Genomic DNA, 21,316 nt, shown 5'->3' with positions numbered 1-21,316 from the left:
AAGGAAGCCGAAACATGAGTACCCATGCAGTACAGAAACAGAGTCAAGGCAATGATCACAGCATTCTGGAAAGCATCATCGCCCAAACCCGCCTGACCCCGGACGATGAAGCCTACGACATTGCCACGCGTGGTGTGTCGGCGTTCATCGAGGAGCTGCTCAAGCCGCAGAACAGCGGCGAACCGGTCAAGAAAGCCATGGTTGATCGCATGATTGCTGAGATCGATGCCAAGCTCAGTCGCCAGGTGGATGAGATCCTCCATCACTTGGAGTTTCAGGCTCTGGAGTCGGCCTGGCGCGGTTTGCAGTTGTTGGTTGAGCGCACCAACTTCCGTGAAAATATCAAGATTGAAATGCTCAACGTCTCCAAGAGCGATCTACTGGACGACTTCGAGGATTCGCCGGAAGTCACGCAATCTGGTCTGTACAAGCATATCTACACGGCTGAATACGGTCAGTTCGGCGGGCAGCCGGTGGGTGCGATTATCGCTAACTACTTCATGTCTCCGAGCTCGCCGGACGTGAAACTGATGCAGTACGTGGCCAGTGTCGCCTGCATGTCCCACGCGCCGTTCATCGCCGCCGCCGGCCCGAAATTCTTTGGCCTGGAAAGCTTCACTGGCCTGCCGGATCTCAAGGATCTGAAAGACCACTTCGAAGGCCCGCAATTTTCCAAATGGCAGAGCTTTCGTCAGTCGGAAGACGCTCGCTACATCGGTCTGACCGTACCGCGCTTCCTGTTGCGCAACCCATACGATCCTGAAGAGAACCCAGTCAAGTCGTTCGTGTACAAAGAAACCGTTGCCAACAACCACGAACATTATCTGTGGGGCAACACTGCGTACGCGTTCGGTACCCGCCTGACCGACAGTTTTGCCAAATTCCGCTGGTGCCCGAACATCGTCGGTCCCCAAAGCGGTGGCGCGGTTGAAGACCTGCCGTTGCACCACTTCAAAAGCATGGGTGAAATCGAAACCAAGATCCCTACCGAAGTATTGGTTTCCGATCGTCGCGAATATGAACTGGCCGAGGAAGGCTTCATTTCCCTGACCATGCGCAAAGGTGGCGACAACGCCGCGTTCTTCTCTGCCAGCTCTGTGCAGAAGCCCAAATTCTTCGGTATCAGCGCGGAGGACAAGCGAGCAGAGCTGAACTACAAGCTTGGCACCCAGTTGCCGTACATGATGATCGTCAATCGCCTGGCTCATTACTTGAAGGTTCTGCAGCGCGAGCAACTGGGGTCGTGGAAAGAGCGTACGGACTTGGAGCGTGAGCTCAACAACTGGATTCGCAAGTATGTGGCCGACCAGGAAAATCCGAGTGCCGAAGTCCGTGGCCGACGCCCCCTGCGCGAGGCCAGAGTCGTCGTCAGTGATGTGGAAGGTGAGCCAGGTTGGTACCGTGTTGGCCTGAATGTACGACCTCACTTCAAATACATGGGTGCTGATTTCACCCTGTCGTTGGTTGGCAAGCTGGACAAGGCATAAGTGCAGTGATGACTTATGGCAGCCTTTTCGAGCGCCTGAATGGCGATGGCGTAAAACGTGCGGGTTTGAGTCGCGAGGTTTGCGCTATGGCATCCGTGGCTGCTCATCTAGCCAAAATGCTCAGCACCCGCGCGGGCAGCGTGCAGACGTTATCCGATTACGGGTTACCGGATCTCAATGACATGCGCCTGAGCCTTCATGACGCAAGAAGCCAGGCCCGCGCGGCAATCGAGACATTCATCGAGGCTTACGAGCCACGCCTCAGGAATGTCTGTGTCGCTTCGATGCCGAACAATGCCGATCCGCTTCACCTGTTTTTCAGCATCGACGCTTTGCTGGATGTCGAGGGGGTCAAGCGGCAGGTAAGTTTTTCCGCGTGCCTGGACGGTAGCGGCCAAGTCAAGGTCAGCCAAGGATAGCCCCCATGTCGTTCAACCACTACTACCAGAGCGAGTTGACTGCGCTTCGCCAGTTGGGCCAGCGTTTCGCCGAGCGTAACCCTGCCTTGGCGCCGTTTCTGGGGCAGGCTGGGCGAGACCCGGATGTGGAGCGTTTACTGGAAGGGGTAGCATTTCTGACAGGACGTTTGCGCCAAAAGCTCGACGACGAATTGCCGGAGTTGAGCCATTCGCTAATGCACCTATTGTGGCCGAACTACATGCGTCCACTGCCGGCCTTTAGTATTTTGCAGTTCGACCCCCTACAGCAATCAGGCCCCGCATTGCGGGTGGAGCGCGATACGCCGGTCGAGAGCAAGCCTGTCCAAGGGGTCCGTTGTCGCTTTCTGACTTGTTACCCTACCGAAGTCCTGGCGCTCCATCTGACGGGGTTGAGTTATTCGGTTAAAGGCGACGGTTCGCTGTTGAGCCTGCGCTTGGAGATGCATTGTGACGGTCACTTGGGTGAATTGCGGCTGAGCCGTTTGCGTCTGCACTTTGCCGGCGAACGATACATTAGCCAGATGCTTTATCTCAGCCTGTTGCGAAACCTGGAAGGTATTGAGTTGGTTCCGCTGGACGGTGCAGGCAACCCCATAAGCACTATGGACGGCGCTCCAATGATGTTCAGACTCCCTGCCGAGCATGTCCAGCCAGTAGGATTTGCTGAAGAAGAAGCGCTAGTCCCGTCTCCGCTGAATACCTTTCGCGGCTATCGCTACTTGCAGGAGTATTTCGCCTTTCAGGACAAGTTCCTGTTCGTTGACGTCAATGGCCTGGACCTGCTCAACGCTTTGCCGCAGGACGCCCTCATACAGATGCGCGGACTGGACCTGCGCTTCGATATTGGCAAGAGCGGTATCCAGCGCCTGCGTCCAACATTGGATAACGTGAAGCTTTACTGCACGCCTATCGCCAATCTGTTCAAGCATGATGCACAGCCGATCCGGTTGGATGGCAAGCAGGATGAGTACCTGCTGCTACCGGCTATTTACGACCCGGAGCACTGCGGCGTGTTTTGCGTCGAGAGCGTCACTGGCTGGAATCCGGGCGGCCAGGGTAATCAGGCGTATGTGCCGTTTGAATCCTTTGAGCACGACTCAAGCTTCGATGTGTCCCACAACCGCCCCTATTACAGTGTCCGCCAACGTCCGTCGCTGCTCCATGGCGGCCTCGACACCTGCCTGGGCTTTGGAGGCCGCCACAATCAGACCTATGAAACCCTGTCGATCGAACTGATGTGCACCAACCAGAACCTGCCGCGTCAACTCAAGCCCGGTGATATCGACCAGCCCGCTGAAAAAAGCCCCGAGTCGTTGAGCTTTCGCAACATAGGTCCGGTCACTCCGTGCTTTGCACCGCCACTCAATCAGGATTTCCTCTGGAAGGTGATCAGCAACATGTCACTTAACTACCTGTCGCTGGCGGATGTGAACGCTCTCAAGGTCATTCTCGAAACCTATGACTTTCCGCGCTACTACGACGAGCAGACGGAGAAAGTCAGCCAGCGTTTATTGGGCGGGCTCAAGTCGATCAAGCACCAGCATGTTGACCGGCTGCACCGTGGGTTGCCGGTTCGCGGCTTGCGCACTGAACTGACTATCGATCCCCAGGGATACATCGGTGAAGGTGACCTGTTCGTCTTCGCTTCGGTTCTTAACGAGTTTTTTGCGCTTTATGCCAGCCTCAATTCGTACCACGAACTGCGGGTCAACAGCACACAGGGAGATGTGTACCAATGGACACCCAGAATGGGCCAGCAGCCGCTTCTATAAGCGTGTTGACACGACGGATACGTGAGTACTCGCTGTTCCAGGCCGTGTTGTTGGTCATGGACCGATTGCGTGAGGCGCACCCGTTTTTGGACGACGAGGAACTGTACGACCGGTTGGAGTTTCGGGCCAATCCGAGCCTGGGATTCCCGGGCAGCGACATCGATCGATTGGAGTTTTTTGAGGAGCACGGGCAGATGCGAGCTCGTCTGCGCTTGAACCTGATCGGCTTGGTAGGTGCTGGGTCGCCCTTACCGGCGTTCTATGGTGAGCAGGCCTTGGGGGACGGCGAAGAAGGCAATCCAACTCGCGACTTCCTCGACCTGTTCCATCATCGTCTTCAACGATTGATGCTGCCGATCTGGCGTAAATACCGCTATTGCGCCAGTTTCCAGGGTGGTGCCCGCGATCCGTTCTCCAAGCAGTTGTTTGCGTTGATCGGCTTGGGTGGCGAGCGGATCCGCCAGGCCACTCAATTGAACTGGAAGCGTCTGTTGCCGTACCTGGGTCTGTTAAGTCTTCGGGCGCATTCGGCGGCATTGATCGAAGCGGTACTGCGTTATTACTTCAAGCACGCCGAACTGAACCTTGAGCAGTGCATCGAGCGCCGCGTGGACGTTCTTGATGAGCAACTCAATCGTTTGGGGCGCGCTAACAGCTTGCTGAGCGAAGACTTGGTGCTGGGCGAACGGGTGCGTGATCGCAGTGGCAAGTTCCGGATTCATATCTGTGAACTGGACTGGCAACGTTTCCACGAATTCTTGCCGATCGGTGTTGGTCACCAGCCGTTGTGCATGCTGGTGCGTTTCACCCTGCGCGATCCTCTCGAATATGACATTCGCCTGGTCTTGCGTCAGGAGGAAATACGCGAACTGCGCATTGGAAAACAGAACACCTGCCGCCTGGGATGGACCAGTTGGCTGGGACACGAACGCGCTGACGGCGTGGTGATCCTCGGCAGTAAAACTCACTAGGGATGGATGACATGATTAACGTAGACCTTCAGCACCTCATTCAGGTGCTGGACGCCAGCACCAAGAGGGACTTGGAGGGGGCGGCCGAGCAGTGCGTGGCCCGTGGCGCAAACAAAGTCCTGGTGGAAGACTTGTTGAAGTGTCTGCTGGAGCGACCGCGAGGTTTGCTCACTCGTGCCTTGCAGGATGCGCAAATAAGCGCGAGCGAGCTGAGCGCTGCCTTGCAACCGTGTATTGAACATAGCGCCTCACGCAACCCGATATTCGCTCCTGAGTTGGTGCAATGGCTGCAAGATGCGCTGCTGGTGGCCAATCTTGAACTGGGACAGAGCCAGGTCGGGCAAGCTGCCTTGATTCTGGCGCTGCTGCGTAATCCTATCCGCCACGCGGGGAGTCACTACCAGGCGCTGCTTGGCAAGCTGAACATCGACCGGCTGAAAGAGTTCGCCTTGTCACAACAGGCACAATCGGTTGCTGGCCAATCTGTCGCGTCAGACGGCTCACTGCTGGAGCGCTTCACTCATAACCTGACTCAGCAGGCTCGCGATGGCCAACTCGACCCGGTGCTTTGTCGGGACGGCGAAATCAGGCAGATGATTGATATTCTCGTTCGTCGGCGCAAGAACAATCCAATCGTTGTCGGTGAGGCGGGGGTAGGCAAGACGGCTATCGTCGAGGGCCTGGCCTTGCGCATTGCTGCTGGGGAAATACCTTCAGCGCTCGAAGGTGTTGAACTGTTGTCGCTGGATATGGGATTGCTGCAGGCCGGAGCCAGCATCAAGGGCGAATTCGAGCGACGCCTCAAGGGGGTGATCGACGGTGTCCAGGCTTCGCCCAAGTCCATCATCCTGTTCATCGACGAGGCCCATACCCTGATCGGCGCGGGTGGCAATGCCGGCGGTTTCGACGCCGCCAATCTGCTCAAGCCGGCCCTGGCCCGAGGCGAACTGCGCACTATCGCGGCCACCACCTGGACTGAGTACAAAAAATACTTTGAGAAAGACCCGGCCCTGGCTCGTCGTTTCCAGCCAGTGCAACTGCACGAGCCGACTGTCAGTGAAGCGGTGACCATCCTGCGCGGCCTGGCCCGGGTCTACGAGAGCAGCCACGGTATTTATCTGCGTGATGATGCTGTGGTCGCGGCGGCGCAATTGTCCGCCCGCTATCTGGCCGGTCGTCAACTGCCGGACAAAGCCGTCGATGTACTCGACACCGCCTGCGCTCGTGTGCGCATCAGCTTGGCTGCTGCGCCGCAAAGTCTTGAGCGATTGCGAGGGGAGTGGGCCGAAGGCGAGCACCAGCGCCTGGCGTTGCGTCGTGACGCGGAGGCCGGCCTGTCGATTGATGTCCTGGAGCTGGAAGCGTTGGAGGTGCGCCTGGATACCATCGAAGACGAGTGTCGGGCACTGGAAATCCAATGGACCGAACAACGAATTCTTGCTGAACGCCTACTGTCGTTGCGTCAGCAATTGGCCAGGGCACGAGTAGACGCGGTAGATCAAACCCTGTGCGTCGAAACCCTGGAAGCTGCGCTGAACGAAACCCACGGCGCGTTGATGGCGGCGCAGGGTCAAGAGCGTCTGGTCAGTTTTGAAGTGTGCCCGCGGTTGGTGGCCGAAGTGATCAGTGCCTGGACCGGTGTGCCATTGGCGCAACTGGCACGGGAGCACAACGCTAAAATCGCGAGCTTCGCGACTGACCTGCGTACTCGCATTCGCGGACAGGACCAGGCCGTGCAGGCGCTTGACCGTGCCATGCGCGCCGCCGCCGCAGGCCTGAACAAGCCTGACGCCCCAGTGGGTGTATTTCTGCTGGTGGGGCCGAGCGGCGTCGGCAAGACCGAAACGGCGCTGGCCCTGGCTGATCTGCTGTACGGAGGAGACCGGTTTATCACGACCCTCAATATGGCCGAGTTTCAGGAGAAACATAGCATTTCCCGACTGATCGGGGCACCGCCTGGTTATGTCGGTTTTGGCGAGGGTGGCATGCTCACCGAAGCTGTGCGGCAAAAACCCTATTCAGTGGTGTTGCTTGACGAGGTCGAAAAGGCCGGTCCGGATGTGCTGAACCTGTTCTACCAGATATTCGACAAAGGTCTGGCCAATGATGGAGAAGGGCGCGAGATCGACTTTCGCAATACCCTGATTCTGATGACGTCGAACCTGGGCAGTGAGCGCATCGGCGAGATATGCGAAAACGGCGCGCAACCGACTGCCGAACGCCTCGAGGAGGCCATTCGCCCGATACTCAGCAAGCATTTCAAACCCGCGTTGCTGGCACGCATGTGCGTGGTGCCGTACTACCCGGTAAGCGGCCCGGTCCTGCGCGAGCTGGTGGAAATCAAACTCGATCGCCTGGGCGGGTGGCTGCATCGTCGTCAACTGGGCTTCAGTTACTGCGGACATCTTGTGGACCACTTGGTCGAGCGCTGCACTCGCAGCGACGATGGTGCTCGGCTGATTGACCATCTGCTCGACCTGCACCTGACACCGCTGGTGGCAGACCGCTTGCTCGCGACCATGGCGACCGGCGACCCACTGCGGCATGTACACGCTACCCTCGCCGGCGATGCCAGCGTAGCTTGCGAGTTCAGTTGAGATGGGCGCGATGTTTAAGCAGATTGCGCAACCGATGGTCTACGCCGAAGACCTCCTGACGCTGTTTTCCAGTCTTTCGCGCGCGGAGGACGGCGCGGCGTTGTTGGATGAGTTCATTCTGGGCATAGCGCAGCTCAGTGGCTGCGATCTGGTGCAGTTATACGTGCCCGATGCCACCCACACTCGCCTGGAGGTGAGTACCGAATGCCTGGAAGGCCAGCTGCAGTTTCGTGACGGCCGCAGCCTGCCTTCCGACTATATCGGTGAGCAACTGTTGCAATTTTCCCTGTGCCAGAATCGTGTGGTGTGCCTCGGTGCGTTGAGCGACAGCCTGCACGACACTCGCTTCCTGCCGGTCCGGGCCACACCATGGCAATCAATGCTGTGTGTGCCGCTTGCCAACTCGCAAGAGGGCGTCGAGGGTTTGTTGCTGTGCGCCAGTGATCAGCACCTCGACCTGCAAGGGTTCGCCGAATCCCTGGGGCGTCTTGGGGTATTCGCGCTCAGCCAGGCGCACCTGTTGCAACGTCTGAGCCGCCCTGTCAGCGAAATTCAGTCCATCGCCACAAGCCTGCCGAGTGTCACCGGGTACGGCCTGATTGGCAGGAGTGCGGCTATGCGCCAGACCTGTTCATTGATCAGCAAAGTGCTACACAGCCCCTACACCATTTTGCTGCGTGGCGAGACTGGTACTGGCAAGGAGGTAGTGGCTCGGGCCATCCATGACTGGGGCCCGCGTCGGTCCAAGGCATTTATTGTGCAGAACTGCGCAGCGGTGCCCGAGAATTTGCTGGAAAGCGAGTTGTTCGGCTATCGCAAAGGCGCGTTCACCGGTGCTGACCGGGACCGTGCCGGGCTGTTCGATGCGGCCAATGGAGGCACACTACTGCTTGATGAAATCGGCGATATGCCATTGTCCCTCCAAGCCAAGCTGCTGCGCGTGCTGCAGGAGGGCGAAGTCCGTCCGCTGGGGTCGAACGATACCCATATGATCGACGTACGCATCATTGCCGCCACCCACCGCGACCTGAAGCTGTTGGTCACGGAAGGCAAGTTTCGCGAAGACCTGTATTACCGCCTCGCCCAGTTTCCGATCCAATTGCCGGCCCTGCGTCAGCGCGAAGGCGACGTCATCGAGCTGGCGCGACATTTTGCCGACAAGGCCTGCACGTTATTGCGGCGCGATCCGGTGCGCTGGTCCGACGCAGCACTCGATCATCTGGCGGTCTACGGCTTCCCCGGAAACATACGTGAACTCAAAGGCATCGTCGAAAGGGCCGTGTTGTTGTGCGAGGACGGCGAACTGCTGGTCGAGCATTTTGAGTTGCCCATCGAAACCCCACCTGCCCTTGGCTGTATGAACCTTCGCAAACGGTTGGGGCAAATCGAACGTGGTTTGCTGATCGACTGCCTGCGCAAGAACGCCGGCAACCAGACACTTACCGCGCGGGAACTCGGCCTTGCACGCCGCACGCTGCTTTACCGCCTCGCGCGCTTGAGGATTCATCGCAAGGATTACGATGACTGACCCGCGCCCACACTCATCCATACCGATGCCAGCCCGGCCCTTTCATTCGTGGAGACCCTTCGATGCCTGTCTATTCCTGGCAAGCCGTCCTGCTGACCCTTGTCGTGTTATTCGGCCTCGGCGGCTGTAGTGCTAATTACAAATTCAATGACAGCGTTTATCGCCCATTGGGTGATCCGCAAGCGGTCAATCGCGGCAAGTGACCACAAGGAGTCTCAACGATGGAACTCGTTTTCGAAATGCTGAACGCCAGGCAGTTCATCGCTGCACATCTGTGCCAGCAAACTTTCGGACCGGCCGGCGGCGTGATCGGGCGAGGCGAAGGTTGTGACTGGGCCCTCCCAGATCGTCAGCGTCTGCTGTCCAAGCGTCATGCACAGGTCAGCTTCCATGAGGGCTCATTCTTCCTGACCGACACCAGTGGTAACGGTACGACACACCGTGAAAGTGGCGAACGCCTGCCCAATGGCGAGCCGGTACGCATCAAGGACGGAGATGCCTACATCATGGGCGATTTCGAAATTCTGGCACGGTTGCTTGCTTGCCCGTCCAACAGCGCTGCCGGAGCCGGCCGTCCGACGCCAATCGGTGGCCTCATTCCGGACGACGCATTCCTGGCTCTCGACCCGCTGAAAGCCTTGGATCAACGGGAGCGCATTTACCCGGAAATAGATGAGCTGATAAACCCTACCGCCGTACCGCCGGATGCCCTTGATCGCTCGAACTACGCACGCGTCGACATGGAGAGCCTGCTGTTGCCGGAACTGATAGACGCCCCGATCGAAGCCACGCGCGGGCCGGTCTCGTCGTCCGACGCGGTTGAACAGCCCCGCGAAGGTTTCTGGGAGCGCTTCGGTAGCGCGCTGGGGATGGACCTCGATAGCTTGGATGGCGAGGCCCGGGAGGCTTTGGCGATCAATACCGCGCTGCTGGCTCGCGAGTTCGCCCAGGCTTATGAAGAGCAGGTTCGCCTTATTTCCACCCTGCACACCGATCACCATGGATGACGTACATGCCTTACCGCACGATGCTTTTATTCAGGACTTTGACGGCGCTTGTCACGACGCAGTTGTTGGTCGGTTGCGCCACGCTGTCGCCCTTTTCGACGATGACCAAGCTCAACCTCACGCTGACGGCCAGCGACCAGCTCAACCCAGACCTCAACGGACGGCCATCGCCAGTGGTGGTGCGGTTGTTTGAGCTCAAGCATCCAGTGGCTTTTGAAAACGCGGATTTCTTCAGCCTTTATGAGCGGCCCAGGGAAAGCCTGAAACCCGACCTGGTTGCCAGCGAAGAGCTGGAGTTACGCCCGGGTGAAACCGTCGAGTTCAGGCTCGACATTGCCGGTGGCGGTCGTTACGTCGGCGTGCTCGCGGCGTACCGTGATCTGCCGCAAACCCGATGGCGATACACGCTGCCGGTCGCTACGGCGCGGGTGACCGAGGCGAACCTGACCCTCGATCAGGATGGAATCGGCAGCATCCTTGAAGGCTTGGCCAAGGTAGACGACCGATGAATCACGACAAAGTCATCTGGCAAGAGGGCATGCTGTTGCGTCCGCAACATTTGCAGCACAACGATCGCTACTTCGATCACCAGTTGAAGGTCCGTACGCGGTTGTTGGCCAGTTACGCCTGGGGTTTCCTGGCGCTGGAGATTGATTCGCAATTTCTCGCCATGGGCCAGCTGGTGGTCAGCCAGGCACGCGGTGTCCTGCCGGATGGCAGCCTGTTCGAGTTGGATGGCAACGCCGAACCGCTGGTCCTGGAAGTACCGTCCAATAGCAGCAGCACGCCAATCTACCTCGCTCTGCCACTGGTGACGGGCAACCATATCGAATCCCGTCGTCCGGAACAGTCTGACGTGCTGGCGCGCTACACCACCTACGAAGCACAGGTGGCCGACTCCAATGCCGCAGACGCCAGCAGCAGCCAGATCAGCTGTGGCCGTCCGGACTTACGTCTGCTGCTGGGTGAGCAGCAGAGCGACCAGGTGTTCGTGAAGCTCAAGCTCTGTGAGGTACTCGACACCACGCCTGATGGTGTGATCAGGCTCGATCCGAACTTTGTGCCGACCTTTATCCAGGCCAGATCATCCAGCTATCTGCTGTCGTGTCTCAAAGAAGTCATCGGCATGCTAGGTCACCGTGGCGACAGCCTGGCGGAGCGGGTTCGCTCCACCGGCAAGGCGGGCGGTGCACAAGTCGGTGATTTCATGATGCTGCAGCTGATCAATCGCTCCGAGCTGTTGCTGCGTCATTATTTGGACTTGGAGCAGGTGCATCCCGAAACGCTGTACCGCTCGCTTCTGGCCTTGCTGGGTGACTTGGCGGCGTTCTCCGGTGACAGCAAACGCCCACCGCTCAACAACCGTTACCAGCACAGCGACCAGGGCGCGTGTTTTCGTAGCCTGATGCAAGCGATCCGTCAGGTACTGTCAATGGTGCTTGAGCAGCACGCTATCGAACTGCAATTGCAGGTGCGCCAATACGGAATCACCGTTTCGCCGCTGCAAGACCTCTCGTTGCTGGACTCGGCTTCGTTCGTACTGGCCGCAAGTGCCAACTGCGACGGCGAAGAGCTGCGCCATCGTTTGCCGTCGCACCTCAAGGTGGGGCCGGTGGAGCGCATTCGTCAGTTGGTCAATCTGCATTTGCCTGGCATCAAACTCAGGCCTTTGCCCGTAGCGCCGCGACAGATTGCGTTTCATGCCAACAAAACCTATTTCATCCTCGAGCCCAGTTCCGAAGACATGGCGCAGCTGAAGCGCTCCGCCGGCTTTGCATTCCATGTCTCCGAGGCGTTCGCCGAGCTTGAACTGAATTTTTGGGCCATCAGGAATTGACTGCAATGGATAAGGAATATCCTCATGACGAAACAACCGTCCTGCTCGATCATCACGGACAGCGTCCTGCTTCGGGGCCATTGACCGATGCGGCTGCGCCGCCGCGAATCGAACAGCTGCAAGAACGCATGATTTACGCCGCACGCCGGCCGCCATCCCAGGTATTCAACTTCACCCTGAATCCGCTGGTGGAGGCAGCGTCCGGCTTGTTGTCGCAAGTGGTGTCCATCATGCACGGTCGCGAGCGTGGGGGGCTGCAAGACCTCAAGCGGGAGCTGACCTTTGACTTGGAACAATTTGAAGCCCGTGCCCTGCATGGGGGCGTCGAAAACAGTCAGTTGATCGCTGCCCGGTACGTGTTGTGTACGGTGATTGATGAGGCGATCGTCACCACGTCCTGGGGGCAGGGTTGGTCACAAATCAGTCTGCTCAGTACCTTCCATAACGAAACCTTCGGTGGTGAGAAAGTTTTCCAGTTGCTTGATCGCATGTCGAAAAAACCCAGCAAGCACCTGCTGATCCTCGAGTTGTTGTATCTGTGTCTCTCTCTGGGCTTCGAGGGCAAATACCGGGTTCAGGCTCGCGGAATGCTCGAACTCGAAAGTACCCGCGACGCCCTTTACCGGCTCATCCAGCAGGTACGCGGTGACATTCCTCGTGAACTGTCGCCCCATTGGGAAGGCCTCGATGACACGCATCGCAGTCCGACACGCATTGTTCCGGCCTGGACGGTGGTGCTCTTCACGCTGATCTGCCTGGGTGTGATGTACACGGGTTTCGTCTGGGTCCTGGGCGAGCAACGGCAAAGCGTACTGCAACCTTATCAACCGCTCGAGTCGATCACCGCTCAGCTGCCGTAAACAAGGACGTGTCATGAAATTGCTTTTAAGGAAAGTCGGCGCCTGGCTGCGCCAGACTTGGGTCTGGACGTTGTTGCTGGTGTTTTCCATGGTACTGCTGGTGTGGTTCGTCGGGCCGCTGCTGGCAGTCAATGACTACAAATTCTGGGCGAGCCCTGAGGCGCGACTGCTGAGCGTCAGCGGGTTACTCCTGGGTTGGGGCCTTGGCATGGTTTTCTTCAATGGGCGCGTCGGCGCGAACACGAAAACCAAGGGGAACGACACCGACCAACCACTCATTCTGCGCCAGGCCAGAATGGATCATGAGCAACGCGAACTGCGTTCGGGCTTCAAGAGGGCCTTGAAGACATTAAGGACCTCAGGTCTTTATCCCGGCCGTGGCGAACGCTGGCGCAAGGATTTGCCGTGGTACTTGCTGATGGGCCCGCCCGCCAGCGGAAAGACCAGTCTGCTGGACTGCTCGGGCTTGGAGTTTCCCTTTGACCGGCTTGAGCGAAAGCCGGTGGGCGAGACGTCGGGAACCCGGTATTGCGACTGGTATTTTGCCGAACACGCCGTACTGGTTGATACCGCCGGACGTTACCTGACCCAGCTGGATGTTGAGGTCGATGCCAGCGCCTGGGCCGCCTTGCTCGAGCTGTTACGCAAGCGTCGTCGGGGTCGACCCTTGAGCGGTGTGCTGGTGACTGTTCCGACCGAGGTCCTGCTGCAAACCAGCGAGGAGGCGGTTGTCACGCTGGCCTGCCAGATTCGTGGCCGCTTGCAGGAGGTGCAACAACGACTGCACGTCGATGTGCCGATCTACCTCGTGCTGAGCAAAGCGGATAGCGTGCCAGGGTTCAATGAATTCTTCGATTCGCTGACGCGCGAGGAAAGCGACCAGGTACTGGGTGCGAGTTTCAGCCGGGGCCAGCGTGGTACAGATGTGGCCGTGTTGCGGGGCGAGTTCGAGGCGCTGCTGCATCGGCTCAATAGCCAGGTGATCATGCGCATGCATCAGGAACGCGACCCTCTGCGTCGTAGCCGCATTCTCGATTTTCCCCATCAACTGGCGCAAATCGGCACCAACCTGTGCCTGCTGGTCGAGCTGGCTTTCAGCGGCAGTGTTTGCCCGCTGCGCGGCTTCTACTTGACCTGCGCATCGACCGTCACCCACGGCAATGCGATGCCCCGCACCAGCGATGTCACGCTCGGCCGACGCTCGCGGTTTGTCCATCAGTTGCTCAGGCGGGTGATTTTCCCGGAGGCTGACCTTGCCGGTCTTAATCAGCGCGAGCACCGACGTATTCATTGGGGCCAGCGTGCACTGTACCTCGGGGCACTGACAGCCCTGAGTCTGTTCGGGGTGTTGTGGGCGAGCGGCTTCTCGGCCAACCATGAGCGCCTGGAAAACCTGCGTGCGCTGGCGCAACGCTGGGATCTCCAACGCCTGGTCCAGATAACCGGTGATGATTCGATTGCGATGCTCGAATCACTTGATATCCGATTCAACGCCACTCGGGTTTTCCCACCCACGCGGGAGGTGCCGCTGTATGAACGCGTGGGCCTGTATCAGGGAGACGCAATCGGCCCGTCGGTAACCGATGCTTACGAGCGTGAATTACGGACGCAACTCTTGCCTCGGGTCGCGCAGATGCTTGAGGAGCATATCCGCGGCAATTTGAATAATCGCGAACAGTTGATCAACAGCCTGCGCGCGTACTTGATGCTGAACCTGCAGGAGCGTCGTGAAACCGCGTGGCTAAAGGATCGGGTCGCCACCGACTGGTCGTTGCGTTACGCCGGCAACACGACGGTACAGAACGGTTTGAATGCCCACTTCGGGCGTTTGTTGGAGCAGACGTTTATCCATGGGCTCAACGAGCCGTTGGTGGCCCAAGCCCGGGAAGCCCTACGCAGTGAATCTCTGGCCGCCGTCGTATACAGAATGCTGCGCGAACAGGCCAGCCATCTGCCGCAATACCAGCTCAGCCAACATCTGGGCTCGCAGGGGGCGTTGCTGGTCGGTGCCGACCGTGTGATCCCCGGCTTCTATACCCGTCAGGGTTATGAAAGGTACTTTTCGGTCCAGGGGGCGACGCTTGTCACCGAGTTGCTGCGGGACAACTGGGTACTCGGTGTAGGTGAGGGCCTTAGCGGCATGGACATGCGTCGCCTGATGGTTGAGTTGGAGCAGTTGTACTTTCGTGACTACGCCAACCATTGGAGTGACGCGGTTGGCCAAGTCGCCTTGCAGTCGATCAACAGCGCGGGTGAGGGCGCCGAACAACTTGCAGGACTGACCTCGGCCCATTCGCCGATTTTGCAGATGCTGGTGCAGGTGCGCGAGAACACTCGAATCCAAGCCGTTGCGGAGCGAATCGATGACGTGACGCAAGCGGGTGGAAGTGCCGTTACGAAGCTCGCCGCCGTGGCTGGGAAAGCCTCGGGCTCCCTGATCGAAAATTTGCCGGACACTGCACAGAAATCCTTGCAGCGGCGTTTCGAGCCGCTGCATCGGCTGCTAGGCCCGGACAATGGCCCGACTGCTGATCTGATCCAGGCCCTACGCGCCCTCGACGATGTGCAATTGCAACTGACGAGCCTGGCCCGAGCCAGTACACCGGAGCACGCCGCGTTCGAACTGGCCAGGAACCGCATGGACGGCCAACGGGATGCGTTGAGCAACCTGCGCAGTGCGTCTGCTCGTTTACCGCGTCCGGTCAGTGGGTGGTTCAACGTGCTTGCCGAGGACAGTTGGCGTGTGGTGCTGAACGATTCGTATCGTTACCTGAACCAGCGCTATCAGAGCGAGCTGTACAGTTTTTATGGCAAGGCGATCAACAAGCGCTACCCGTTCAGCGCTCACAGCGCCAGCGACGTCGCGCTCAACGACTTCCGGGAGTTTTTCAAGGGTCAGGGCATCGTCGATCGATTCTTCGAGAGCTACCTGCGGCCCTTCATCAGCGGTCCTGCGGGGCACTATCGTCTGCGCAGCGTCGACGGCCAAAGTTTGCCGGTATCCAAGGCCTCTCTTGATCAAATGGCGGCAGCGCACACCATTCGCCGGAGCTTTTTCGCACAAAACCCGGCTGAGCCCCAGGTGCAGTTCACGCTTGAGCCTTACACGCTTGATCCAACGGTGAGCCGTTCTGAATTCCGCTTTGGCGACAAGATACTTGAATACCGTCACGGTCCGATCCTGCCCATGGCGTTCACCTGGCCAAGCGATGCACAGGACGGTCGAACCGCCCTGGTGCTGGACAAAATGGTCGGGCGAGGCGTGGGTATCGAGAAGAACACCGGGCCGTGGTCGCTGTTTCGCTTGTTTGACCTGATGCAAACCGAATACCTGACCGGACGCGATGTGCGTGTACTCAAGGCAGACCTTGGGGGCCTGCGAGCCAACTATCTGTTGATGAGTCAGCGCACGCCGAATCCTTTCGACATGAGTGTGCTACGCACCTTCCGAATGCCAGTGCAGCTCTGATGCGCGACGCTGTCCCCTGGCGCAGTGCGGCACGTACGGACCCAGGCAAGGTTCGATCACGGAACGAGGACGCGTTTCTCGAATGTCCGCAACAGGGACTGTGGGTGGTCGCCGACGGAATGGGCGGACATGCTGGGGGTGATATCGCCAGTCAGCTGGTCGTAGCCAACTTGGCAGAGTTGCCGCTCTACCCAGGCCTTGTCGAGCGATCGAAAGCGGTGCGCCAGTGTCTGCGCTGGACCAATCGACGGCTGAGCCAGGAACTGACCGTCAATGCCGGACGCGACTCCGGGATCATGGGCAGCACTGTGGTGGCGCTGTTGTTGGAGGGCAATCGCGGAGCCTGCATCTGGGCAGGCGACAGTCGCTGCTACTTGTGGCGCGGTCGGCGGTTGTATCAGTTGTCCAGGGATCACTCACTGCAACAGCGACTGATCGACCAGCAAAACATGAACATCGACCAGGCCCGTGCCCATCCTGCGGCCAGGGCACTGACCCGTGCGGTGGGCGCCGCGCAAGAGCTGACGCTGGAAGTACTGGAGCTGGACGTTCATCCCGGCGACACCTTTTTGTTGTGCAGTGACGGTTTGTATCAGGACCTTAGTGGCGAAGCATCTTGGTGATGCATTGAGCCGGGCTTCACCACGCCTGGTGCTAGAACGTCTTTTCGAGGGTGTTTTGCGAGGCACGGCAGGAGATAACCTGACGGCGGTGGTCATTCGCCTGTGAGTGAGGACGGTAGCCACTCGACCTATTCCACCTTCGCCAGCGCATTGCCCGCCGCGACACAGAACCCGCACTGCACCAACGAAATCCCGGAACTACTCGCCGGCCGCTACCACCTCGAACGCCTGCTCGGAGCGGGCGGCATGGGCGTTGTCTACCGCGCACGGGATCTGCTGCACGAACAATACGGCGATCCCGATCCGTACGTTGCCTTGAAAATGCTCAGCGAGGCATTCGACGAGTCTCCCGACGCCAGTGCGCTGCTCTACAGTGAGTTCGCTCTCATGCGGCGATTGCATCATCCGAATGTGCTGCGGCCGTACTCCTTTGAAGTGGACGCCGCCCACCGACGGACCTTCATCACCATGGAGCTGATGCGCGGCCTGACCCTGGACAAACTGCTCTGCGAGCGGCCCCTCGGGTTGCCTTGGCGCGAACTGAAGGCTATCGCCGTGCCGCTGCTCGATGCCCTGGCGTATGTCCATGGCCGGGGCGTGCTGCACGGCGACGTGAAGCCCAGCAATGTCATGCTCAGCGAAGACGGTGTACGTCTGTTCGATTTTGGTTTGGGCCTGGCGCTGGAAGGTCCTTTGAAGCGCCTGCCAAACCTCGACCGCAAACACCTCAACGCCTGGACCCCTGGCTACGCTGCCCCGGAGTTGCTCGAAGGCGCGCCGTTGTCAGCGGCTGCCGATGTCTATGGCGTGGCTTGCGTGTTGTATGAACTGGCGAGCGGCAAGCATCCGTTCGGTCGTTTGCCTGCAAACCAGGCGCGCAATGCCCGGTTGGCGCGCCCACTCAAGGCGCCGGGCAATCTGCCCAAACGTTGCTGGGCAGCGCTGCGCATGGCGCTGGCGTTTGATCCGGAACGGCGTCGCATCAGTGCGACTCAGTTGCGTGATGCATTGGGCGGCGTATCGTCCTGGTGGTAAAGACTTACAGATGTATGGTCCTTCCTCTACCCGCGCCCGCCGGAATATATCGACAGGCACACAATAACTACATTTTCTCAAAGGCTGTGCTGTATAGCCCAGGCCCTCTCCTAAGTCCTTCTGACGCCTTTTGAAGCTCGCTAAGCTCCTTGTTTGCTTGTTCTTTTTTTGCCGCGCTGGCTGTGCCCTTCAAAACCTCCAGTGCCTGGTCAGTTCGGACTGTTACATTTTTCATTAAGGCCTCCCGGGCTGCAGCCTGCGTGTCCATTACCTTGACGCACCAAGCCGAGAATTTTTTCTGGCCTTCATTCGGGTTTGGCAATAAAAGGGCGGACATACACAATTGCTGCTCATCATCGGCAAGCACAATGTTGTTAACAATGCCCTCGACCGTTGTTGCTATTTGTTGCAGGTGGGCATCTGATCGTTGGCCGCCCACTCCAGTGGTTTCTATTTTTACCTTTGTTTCTCCATCAACAAGCACGCCTTTCGTTTCGGCAATGGCCTTGTCGATAATGTTTCTATCGTCCTTCAGGTTTGTAATTTTTTCCGCTAAACCAGACACCTCCTGATCCATTTCCGAAGTATCAGCGTTGGCATCTGCTTTTTTTGCATCACTGATTTTCTTCTCCAGAGCCTTCTTCTCAGCTTCCAGTGCAGTAACCCTATCGCTGACCTTCTCTCTTTCGGCCCTTTGCTCGGAAAGTGATTTTGTAGCTTCAGCCCGTCCACTCGTAGTCAAGGCTATCGGAGGAGCTTTTATCGTTCCGGTAAGCTGCTCAATCGCCAATAGCGCCACCGTGTTTTTTTGGAATCGCCTCATGAGTAGATCATATTGAGGGGCGCTTATAGCGCCAGACATGTAGCTCTCACACAACCGATACCCAAAGTCACGTAGTAACTGGATGCTTTGTGTGCGAATGCCCGTAAACGCGGCTCCATCTTGCATGGCGAAAGCTAGCTCTCCGCTTGCCTTACCTGGATAACCCCCTTTGGCTGCCAATTCATATGCCAAGGAGGCCATTGCATCGGGGCTGGGTTCTGCACATACAAACACCCCATTCTTTTTGTGCTCCTCCCCAATGACCGCTCCGTTCGTGTTGTATTGTTTGGTGATGGTTTCGTTGGGGGCCACGAGTATGGCTCTCTGCCGAATATCAACCATGGTGCTTTCCCCATCAGAAACATTGAATGTTCGATAGATACTGTTCAGGTTGGCGCATCCGGCGATAGACATAATTATTAAAGCTAATAAAGTCTCCTTCATGGCGCGTGGCTCCTTTGCATGGGGCTGATGGCACTGTGGTATAGCTCATAGAATCACTGTCTGCGACCGAGCCGCGCAGAAGATTTTTTGAGGTGGCCATCCCCTCGCGTTTTTATAACAAGCGGGGGCTCCCTCGCCAAAGGTTGGAGGCGTGGCGGTGATTGCGGGTCCACGGTTATCCAGCCCAGGCGTTGCAGGCAGCAAACACCGCTTGAGCTTCAATCCCACATTCCTGATGGGAATACAGCACATAAAATTAATGAATTTTTCTTATCGAAACGGCTGACGTAGCTTGATTCAAGGACACGGAGAACCGCCTTGAAATCATCCCCTCGCACTTCAGCTGAAAAATTTGATACGTCACGAGCCAACGAGTACGCACGCCAGAGCCGAATCGCCCTGGCCGGGTATGACGCCTGCCAGGACTTGGCGGCGTGCATGTTGGCGGCAAGCCTCGGCCCGGCACGCTCGGCGAACATCCTGGTGGTGGGCGCTGGCGGTACGGCGCAGGAGATCATTGCGATGGCCTCGCTGGAGCCCGGTTGGCGTTTCACGGCGGTTGACCCCTCCGAGCCGATGCTGGAGGCCGCGAAGCAGCAGTTGGAGGCCCACCATTTGCTCGAAAGAACGCGCCTGCACCTTGGGACTGTTGAGGACTTGGCGGCAGACGCGTCATACGACGCGGCGACGTTGATCGGTGTCTTCCATCACCTTGAAGGCGACGAGGCCAAGCGACAGATTTTTCGAGCCATTGGGGCCCATCTCAAACCCGGTGCGCCGCTGATCGTGGCAGGCAATCAATACGCTTATAGCAGCCAACCGTTATTGCTCGCCGCCTGGGGGCAACGCTGGCGGCAGCATGGCGCGAGTGCGGATGAAGTGAAGGCCAAGCTTGGGAAAATCCTGCAGGGCGCTGACCCGCCACACTCCGAGGCGGCGGTTCAACAGTTGTTGCATGAGGCTGGGTTCGGCGATGCCACGCGGTTTTTCAGCAGCCTGTTCTGGAGTGCTTGGTTGACGTGTAAAACGGGGTGAGGCGACGGCTCTATGCTCTGACAAACAATCCTCTGTCAGCGAGCCTGCTCGCGAAGGCGCCAGTGCATACATACTCGACCTCAAGGTGTACGCGGTCCGTGGCGAGGGAGCTTGCTCCCGCTCGGCGGCGCAGCCGTCGTAGACCGGTTGATGCGGTCTGCCTGGTTGAATGCGCCGGCCTTTTTTGGGGCTGCTGCGCAGCCCAGCGGGAGCAAGCTCCCTCGCCACGGGGTTGGTGGTGTAGCGGCTAGCGTGGGTCGACGTTATCCAGTGCTCGGTTTGCCAGCAGTGAGCTCAGTTCGATCAGTTGCTGGACGCCGAGGGCGATGTGGCGGCGTGAGCCCTCCAACTCGAAGGCCAGGTCGCCGACCATCGCATCGGCTGAAGCCAGGGTTTCGCTGAGGTTGGCGAGGAGGCTTTCATTGTCGATATCTTTTACGACGGTGAATAGCTGGCCTGGTTTGGTTGTGTCTTCGGGATTTGCCGGTTTTGGCGACAGATAGAAATCGAGAGCACGCTCGGCAGCTTCGTCGAGTTTTTTGATTCTGGATTTGGATTTTGTTTGCGGGGAAGCTTGCTCCGTTTCCGGAGGGTTTGGAGTAACTTTGAACATTTGGGACTTCCTGTTAGTAGGGCCGCAACCGTCTCGCTACTAAACGAAAGGAGGCAGCTGTGCGCAAGTTAGTAGACCGGTGAAGTCACCAAACCCGGCGCGCCCGAAGGCGCCTTGCGCACAGCCACCATCAAGTGCAGGCGAAAGCCTGACTGAATGACACTCATGCAACCGTAGATGACTAACCGGGCTACTAAACCCGACCACTGATGGGCAGTGGCAGGGAAACGATAGAGGCCGGGGACAAGGCGCACAAGCGGGCGGATTCTGGCGTAGTTGTAGGCAATGGCGCAAGGATTCGTAGCTTGGTGGAAGCGTGGCGGAGGAAGAATAAACAAGGCTTCGTGATGCCCGGGATTCGTGGCGAGCAAGCGTGCTCTCGCCCGGTGGTGCAGCGTTTTTTCTGTAGGATTTTGTCGGCCTTTTTGGGGCTGCTGCGCAGCCCAGCGGGAGCAAGCTCCCTCGCCACAGGGGGCTCAGCGTTATCCAGCATTCGTTCTTCTGCTGATGGGTTGCGGCATGCTCATCAAGGCCATTCTCAGGCGCTTGATCAATTTCGGGGTCTTGAGGCAATCGGCCGGGCGTTTGTTACCCAGGGTCGGCACGGACTGTCCCAGCCACCAGCCTCCCTAACGCTTCGCCACCTCATACAGGACGCTAGAGTGGTGACGCGGTCCTCATAATCTGGTTTGTTACTTGAGAGAGAGAAGCCTGGTTCTTGATTGTTCCCCAGCATTACTTGAATATTCGTTCCTTCGAGCGCCACCCCACGTCT

At 58.3% G+C, this 21,316-nt stretch carries 16 protein-coding genes and 1 pseudogene; 15 read left to right on the top strand and 2 right to left on the bottom strand.

Features of this window, described 5'->3' with window-relative positions:
- The first annotated feature begins 14 nt into the window (after nucleotides 1-14).
- The 14 genes and pseudogenes from tssC (at nucleotide 15) to QNH97_RS28205 (ending at nucleotide 17,626) form a co-directional block, all read left to right on the top strand.
- Complete coding sequence (tssC, locus tag QNH97_RS28270) at nucleotides 15-1,487, top strand: type VI secretion system contractile sheath large subunit (protein ID WP_283554862.1); 1,473 nt, start codon at nucleotides 15-17, stop codon at nucleotides 1,485-1,487.
- 8 nt (nucleotides 1,488-1,495) lie between these two features.
- Nucleotides 1,496-1,906, top strand: a complete 411-nt coding sequence (gene tssE, locus QNH97_RS28265; protein WP_283554861.1) for a type VI secretion system baseplate subunit TssE — start codon at nucleotides 1,496-1,498, stop codon at nucleotides 1,904-1,906.
- A gap of 5 nt (nucleotides 1,907-1,911) precedes the next feature.
- Entirely contained in the window at nucleotides 1,912-3,699 is a 1,788-nt protein-coding gene (gene tssF / locus QNH97_RS28260; protein ID WP_283554860.1) for a type VI secretion system baseplate subunit TssF, read from the top strand.
- Complete coding sequence (tssG, locus tag QNH97_RS28255) at nucleotides 3,663-4,670, top strand: type VI secretion system baseplate subunit TssG (protein WP_283554859.1); 1,008 nt, start codon at nucleotides 3,663-3,665, stop codon at nucleotides 4,668-4,670. The genes tssF and tssG overlap by 37 nt, the downstream gene beginning before the upstream one ends.
- An 11-nt stretch (nucleotides 4,671-4,681) precedes the next feature.
- Nucleotides 4,682-7,267, top strand: coding sequence for a type VI secretion system ATPase TssH (gene tssH, locus QNH97_RS28250; RefSeq protein WP_283554858.1), 2,586 nt, complete (start codon nucleotides 4,682-4,684; stop codon nucleotides 7,265-7,267).
- Nucleotides 7,268-7,277: 10 nt separating this feature from the next.
- Entirely contained in the window at nucleotides 7,278-8,795 is a 1,518-nt protein-coding gene (locus tag QNH97_RS28245) for a sigma 54-interacting transcriptional regulator (protein ID WP_283554857.1), read from the top strand.
- A 62-nt stretch (nucleotides 8,796-8,857) separates the two neighbouring features.
- A complete protein-coding gene (locus tag QNH97_RS28240; RefSeq protein WP_283554856.1) occupies nucleotides 8,858-8,998 on the top strand; it encodes a type VI secretion protein in 141 nt (46 codons plus the stop codon).
- A gap of 18 nt (nucleotides 8,999-9,016) precedes the next feature.
- Nucleotides 9,017-9,802: a type VI secretion system-associated FHA domain protein TagH gene (tagH, locus tag QNH97_RS28235; protein ID WP_283554855.1), complete on the top strand. Its 786-nt coding sequence runs from the start codon at nucleotides 9,017-9,019 to the stop codon at nucleotides 9,800-9,802.
- A 5-nt stretch (nucleotides 9,803-9,807) separates the two neighbouring features.
- On the top strand, nucleotides 9,808-10,311 hold the full coding sequence (tssJ, locus tag QNH97_RS28230) for a type VI secretion system lipoprotein TssJ (protein ID WP_283554854.1): 504 nt from the start codon (nucleotides 9,808-9,810) through the stop codon (nucleotides 10,309-10,311).
- Complete coding sequence (tssK, locus tag QNH97_RS28225; RefSeq protein WP_283554853.1) at nucleotides 10,308-11,639, top strand: type VI secretion system baseplate subunit TssK; 1,332 nt, start codon at nucleotides 10,308-10,310, stop codon at nucleotides 11,637-11,639. Before tssJ ends, tssK begins: the two co-directional genes overlap by 4 nt.
- 5 nt (nucleotides 11,640-11,644) lie before the next feature.
- Nucleotides 11,645-12,499, top strand: coding sequence for a type IVB secretion system protein IcmH/DotU (gene icmH, locus QNH97_RS28220; RefSeq protein ID WP_283554852.1), 855 nt, complete (start codon nucleotides 11,645-11,647; stop codon nucleotides 12,497-12,499).
- A 13-nt stretch (nucleotides 12,500-12,512) separates the two neighbouring features.
- A complete protein-coding gene (gene tssM / locus QNH97_RS28215; RefSeq protein WP_283554851.1) occupies nucleotides 12,513-15,968 on the top strand; it encodes a type VI secretion system membrane subunit TssM in 3,456 nt (1,151 codons plus the stop codon).
- Nucleotides 15,968-16,697, top strand: a pseudogene (locus QNH97_RS28210) (PP2C family protein-serine/threonine phosphatase). Before tssM ends, QNH97_RS28210 begins: the two are co-directional and overlap by 1 nt.
- 44 nt (nucleotides 16,698-16,741) lie before the next feature.
- On the top strand, nucleotides 16,742-17,626 hold the full coding sequence (locus tag QNH97_RS28205) for a serine/threonine-protein kinase (RefSeq protein WP_283557568.1): 885 nt from the start codon (nucleotides 16,742-16,744) through the stop codon (nucleotides 17,624-17,626).
- A gap of 67 nt (nucleotides 17,627-17,693) precedes the next feature.
- Here the strand turns inward: QNH97_RS28205 and QNH97_RS28200 are convergent, their stop codons facing one another.
- Nucleotides 17,694-18,893, bottom strand: a complete 1,200-nt coding sequence (locus QNH97_RS28200) for a hypothetical protein (protein ID WP_283554850.1) — start codon at nucleotides 18,891-18,893, stop codon at nucleotides 17,694-17,696.
- Nucleotides 18,894-19,211: 318 nt separating this feature from the next.
- Here QNH97_RS28200 and QNH97_RS28195 point away from each other — a divergent pair, with 318 nt between their 5' ends.
- A complete protein-coding gene (locus QNH97_RS28195) occupies nucleotides 19,212-19,928 on the top strand; it encodes a class I SAM-dependent methyltransferase (RefSeq protein WP_283554849.1) in 717 nt (238 codons plus the stop codon).
- A gap of 247 nt (nucleotides 19,929-20,175) precedes the next feature.
- On the opposite strand, the gene QNH97_RS28190 is transcribed toward QNH97_RS28195, so the two are convergent.
- Nucleotides 20,176-20,541: a DUF6124 family protein gene (locus tag QNH97_RS28190; protein ID WP_283554848.1), complete on the bottom strand. Its 366-nt coding sequence runs from the start codon at nucleotides 20,539-20,541 to the stop codon at nucleotides 20,176-20,178.
- Between the last annotated feature and the right edge of the window lie 775 nt (nucleotides 20,542-21,316).

Origin of the sequence: Pseudomonas sp. G2-4 (assembly GCF_030064125.1) — a bacterium.
Classification (GTDB): domain Bacteria; phylum Pseudomonadota; class Gammaproteobacteria; order Pseudomonadales; family Pseudomonadaceae; genus Aquipseudomonas.
The sequence above is the reverse complement of the archived record's forward strand: the minus strand, read 5'-3'. Positions and strand labels throughout refer to the sequence as shown.

What these genes read in the sequence shown, in the direction of transcription:
- QNH97_RS28190 (WP_283554848.1), bottom strand. Translation starts at nt 20,541, where the DNA reads ATGTTCAAAGTTACTCCAAACCCTCCGGAAACGGAGCAAGCTTCCCCG.
- QNH97_RS28200 (WP_283554850.1), bottom strand. Translation starts at nt 18,893, where the DNA reads ATGAAGGAGACTTTATTAGCTTTAATAATTATGTCTATCGCCGGATGC.
- QNH97_RS28245 (WP_283554857.1), top strand. Translation starts at nt 7,278, where the DNA reads ATGTTTAAGCAGATTGCGCAACCGATGGTCTACGCCGAAGACCTCCTG.
- tssC (WP_283554862.1), top strand. Translation starts at nt 15, where the DNA reads ATGAGTACCCATGCAGTACAGAAACAGAGTCAAGGCAATGATCACAGC.
- QNH97_RS28240 (WP_283554856.1), top strand. Translation starts at nt 8,858, where the DNA reads ATGCCTGTCTATTCCTGGCAAGCCGTCCTGCTGACCCTTGTCGTGTTA.
- icmH (WP_283554852.1), top strand. Translation starts at nt 11,645, where the DNA reads ATGGATAAGGAATATCCTCATGACGAAACAACCGTCCTGCTCGATCAT.
- tssM (WP_283554851.1), top strand. Translation starts at nt 12,513, where the DNA reads ATGAAATTGCTTTTAAGGAAAGTCGGCGCCTGGCTGCGCCAGACTTGG.
- tssK (WP_283554853.1), top strand. Translation starts at nt 10,308, where the DNA reads ATGAATCACGACAAAGTCATCTGGCAAGAGGGCATGCTGTTGCGTCCG.
- tagH (WP_283554855.1), top strand. Translation starts at nt 9,017, where the DNA reads ATGGAACTCGTTTTCGAAATGCTGAACGCCAGGCAGTTCATCGCTGCA.
- tssJ (WP_283554854.1), top strand. Translation starts at nt 9,808, where the DNA reads ATGCCTTACCGCACGATGCTTTTATTCAGGACTTTGACGGCGCTTGTC.
- tssE (WP_283554861.1), top strand. Translation starts at nt 1,496, where the DNA reads ATGACTTATGGCAGCCTTTTCGAGCGCCTGAATGGCGATGGCGTAAAA.
- tssF (WP_283554860.1), top strand. Translation starts at nt 1,912, where the DNA reads ATGTCGTTCAACCACTACTACCAGAGCGAGTTGACTGCGCTTCGCCAG.
- tssG (WP_283554859.1), top strand. Translation starts at nt 3,663, where the DNA reads ATGGACACCCAGAATGGGCCAGCAGCCGCTTCTATAAGCGTGTTGACA.
- tssH (WP_283554858.1), top strand. Translation starts at nt 4,682, where the DNA reads ATGATTAACGTAGACCTTCAGCACCTCATTCAGGTGCTGGACGCCAGC.